The sequence below is a fragment of the Streptomyces boluensis genome (assembly GCF_009908195.1).
Lineage (GTDB): Bacteria > Actinomycetota > Actinomycetes > Streptomycetales > Streptomycetaceae > Streptomyces > Streptomyces boluensis.
Genome location: NZ_JAAAHS010000547.1, coordinates 1 through 3,755 on the forward strand (window position 1 = coordinate 1; position 3,755 = coordinate 3,755).

A 3,755-nucleotide genomic window follows, 5' to 3' on the forward strand; every position below is an offset into this window, starting at 1 on the left:
GGGTGGGGCGGTGGGTGGTGCAGGCCTCGTCGGGGACCAGGTGGGCCTGCGGGCAGCGGTCCGCGAACAGGCAGCCGTCGGGGAGGGCGAGCAGCGAGGGCGGGAAGCCCGGGATCGGGTTGAGGCGGTCGGACTTGCCCGCCAGGGACGGCATCGACGCCAACAGGCCCTGGGTGTACGGGTGTCGGGGGCCCTGGAAAAGCTCGGCCACCGTGGCCTGCTCCACGCACACCCCGCCGTACATGACGACGACCTGGTGGCAGACCTCGGCGACCACCCCCAGGTCATGCGTCACCATGATCACCGAGGTGCCCGTCTCGGCCTGCAACTCGGCGAGCAGGTCCAGGATCTGGGCCTGCACGGTGACGTCGAGCGCGGTGGTCGGCTCGTCGGCGATGAGGAGTTCGGGTTCGCAGACGAGGGCCATGGCGATCATCGCGCGCTGCCGCATGCCGCCGGAGAACTCGTGCGGGTAGGCGGAGTAGCGGCGGGCCGGGTCGGGGATGCCGACGCGGCCGAGCATGTCGACGGCGACGGCCGCGGCGGCCTTCTTGGAGACCTTGTTGTGCACCCGGTACGCCTCCGCGATCTGCGCGCCCACGGGGTAGAAGGGGTGCATCGCGGAGAGCGGGTCCTGGAAGATCATGGCGATCTTCTTGCCGCGGTGGGCGCGCATCTGCGCCTCGGTGAGCAGGTTGAGATCCTGGCCGTCGAGGACGATCTCGCCGGTGACGGTGGCCGAGCTGTCCTTGAAGAGGCCCATCAGGGCCTGACTGGTGACGGTCTTGCCGGAACCCGACTCACCGACGATGCCGACGGTCTCGCCGCGGGCGAGGGTCAGGTCCATGCCGTTGACGGCGTGCACCACCCCGTCGTCGGTCGGGAAGCTCACCCGCAGATCGCGAATGTCGAGCATCGGGCCGGGAGTTGACATGCTCCCGTTGGGTGTCGTGGTCATCAGCTGACCCTCACTCGCGGGTCGATCACCGCGTAGGCGGCGTCGACCACGACGTTGGCGACGATGATGAAGAACGCGGCCATCATCGTGATGGCCATGGTGACCGGCAGGTCACCGGCCTGCGCGGCGCGTACCGCGGTGAAGCCGATGCCCGGTACGGAGAAGATCTGCTCGGTGAGGACAGCGCCGCCGAGGAGCAGCCCGATGTCCAGGCCGAGCATGGTGACGACGGGTGTGATGCCGGCCCGCGCACCGTGCTTGAACACGATGCCGCGCCGCGACAGACCCTTCGAGCGGGCGGTACGCATGAAGTCCTCGCCGAAGGTCTCCAGCATGTTGCCGCGGGTGACCCGGATGTACTGCGCGCTGAACAGCACCGCCAACGCCACCCAGGGCAACAGGTAGTTGAGGAACCAGCCGCCAGGACCGGCCTCGCCGAACGGTGAGGAGATCTCGTTGGTGGTGAACGGCAGCACGTCGAAGGTGCTGACGAACACCAGGAGCAGCAGCAGACCCGTGACCGGGATGGGCAGGGACACGCCGATCGAGGCGGCGCCCACGATCAGCTTGTCGGTGAAGCGGTTCTTGCGCAGCGCCGCGAGCAGTCCGAGGCCGACCCCGACAACGGTCCAGAGCACGATCGCGCCGCTCGCCACCGACAGGGTGTACGGCAGGGCCCGCTCGATGATGGCGGTGACGTCCTCGTTGGTCTGGAAGGACTTGCCGAGGCACGGCCAGTCGCACACGGTCTCGGCGCCGGGCGCGCCGATCGGGCGGCTGTCGAGGAGCCCCGACATGTAGGTGGCGTACTGGGACAGGAACGGCTGGTCCATGCCGAGGGCGACACGGGCCTCGGCGACACGGGCGGGGGTGCACTCCTGGCCGCAGGCCGCCGCGGCCGGGTCGGCCGGTCCGAGCTGGAACAGGCTGAACGTCACGAAGCTGATGACGACCAGGAGCGCGATCATCGCGGCGAGGCGCCGCATCAGGAAGCCCGTCATGGTCAGCGCTCTACGCCGACGATCGACAGGTCGATGGCGCCGAAGAAGTAGCCGACCTGCGCGTTACGGACCTTGGAGCCGACCACACTGTTGGTGAAGTTGCGCACCAGGGGGACGAGCGGCTGGTCCTGCATGACCCGGTCGAAGAGGGTGGCCCACTTCTTGCCGAGCTCCTCGCTCGACCCGTTGGCGCCGCGCAGCTCGTAGATGTCGGCGGAGACCTTCGGGTCGTGGTAGCGCGGGATGTTGGAGAACCCGTACGTCTTGCCGTCCAGGCTCGGGCCGACGTTCGGGTCGACGGTGGTGCGCACCGAGCCGCTGTCGGCGCCGCCGCACCAGCCGCTGCGGGCGATGTCGGGCATGTGGTCACCGGCGAGCACGGTGTAGTAGTTGGCGGCCGGGATGGGCCGCAGCTCCAGTTCGATGCCGAGCTTCTTCAGGTTCTGCTGGAGCGTGGTGCCGACGTTCTTGTAGCGGGCGGTGGCGTCCGCGTATCCGTAGACCAGCTTCTTGGGGACCTTCTTGCCATCGAGGAGCTTCTTGGCCTCGGCGAGCTTCGGCTTGCCGGTGGCGTCCAGGTCGGTGTGCTGCTTCACGTAGCCGCGCTGGGACGGGTTGATGTACGACTGGGCGATCTTGCCGAACCGGTTGCCGCCGTACTGAAGTTGGATGGCCTTGCGGTCGATGGCGAGGGCGATGGCCTTGCGGACGTCGCGGTCCTTGATGGTCTCGGTGTTGAGGTTCAGCACGTCGGTGCAGCCGAGCAGGCCCGCGGCGGTGCGCTTGGTGACCTCGGGGGTGTTCAGCTTGGCGGCGTCGGAGGCCTGGAGCCCGCCGGCGCTGTCCAGGGTGACCGCGTTCGGGTCGGAGTCGGCGAGCAGTTGCTGGCTGATGGTGGCCTGGGCGGTGGAGAGGCTGAAGGTGAACGTGTCGGGCAGGGCGGTCCGGTTGGGGTCGGTCGCCGGGTCCCAGGCGTCGTTGCGGACGAGCTTCATGGAGCGGCCGCGCTCGTACGACTTGATCTTGTACGGGCCTGACGACACCGGGTGGTTGGTGTAGTCGAGCTTGGTGTCCTTCGCCTTCGGTACGGGCGCGGTGTTGGACCGGGAGACGAGCGCGGGGAACTCGGCGAACGGCTGCTTCAGGTGGAAGACGACGGTGCGGTCGTCGGGGGTGTCGATCGACTTGAGGTCGCCGTCGGAGTACGGGCCCTTGTAACCGTCGTCGGCGAGCGCGGAGTTGAGCTCCTGCGGGGCCTGCGTGTACACGTCGCGGGCGTAGGTGCGCTCGACGCCGTACTTGATGTCCTTGGCCGTGATGGGCTTGCCGTTCTCGAACTTCAGCCCCTTCTTCAGGGTGTACGTCCAGGTCAGGCCGTCCTTGGAGGCCTTGCCCAGGTCGGTGGCGAGGTCCGGGACGACCTTCGGGGGCTGCCCGGCGGTCTCCTTGGCCATGGTCAGGGTGCGGTAGTACAGCTGGCCCACGTTGGCGGTCTGCACGTAGTTGCTGTTGCCGGGGTCCAGGGTCTGGAAGTCGGCGGACATCAGGACGTTGACGTTGCCGCCCTTGCCCTTGAAGCCCTTGCCGATCTGTACGGGGTCGAAGGCGCCGGCAGCGGCTCCGGAGCCGGAACCGGGGGCGGGCTTGGTGCCACTGCAGGCGGTCAGGGCGAGCCCGGCGCTCACCGTCAGGGCGAGGGCGGCCGTGGTGCGTCGATTCACTGCGTCTCCAGGCGGATGGGATGAGGGATGTCGCGGCGGAGTGTTCAGTGGGGGGAGGTAAGAGGGGAGGAGAGG

3 protein-coding genes are annotated in these 3,755 nt (G+C 68.4%); all 3 read right to left on the reverse strand.

The features are described 5' to 3' along the window. The coding region (locus tag GUY60_RS35595; RefSeq protein WP_187370207.1) for an ABC transporter ATP-binding protein at positions 1-958 on the reverse strand (958 nt) is incomplete at its 3' end. Then, on the reverse strand, positions 958-1,959 hold the full coding sequence (locus GUY60_RS35600) for an ABC transporter permease (RefSeq protein ID WP_246236060.1): 1,002 nt from the start codon (positions 1,957-1,959) through the stop codon (positions 958-960). The genes GUY60_RS35595 and GUY60_RS35600, both read right to left, overlap by 1 nt. Positions 1,960-1,961: 2 nt before the next feature. After that, positions 1,962-3,680, reverse strand: coding sequence for an ABC transporter substrate-binding protein (locus GUY60_RS35605; RefSeq protein ID WP_161705530.1), 1,719 nt, complete (start codon positions 3,678-3,680; stop codon positions 1,962-1,964). Positions 3,681-3,755 lie beyond the last annotated feature (75 nt).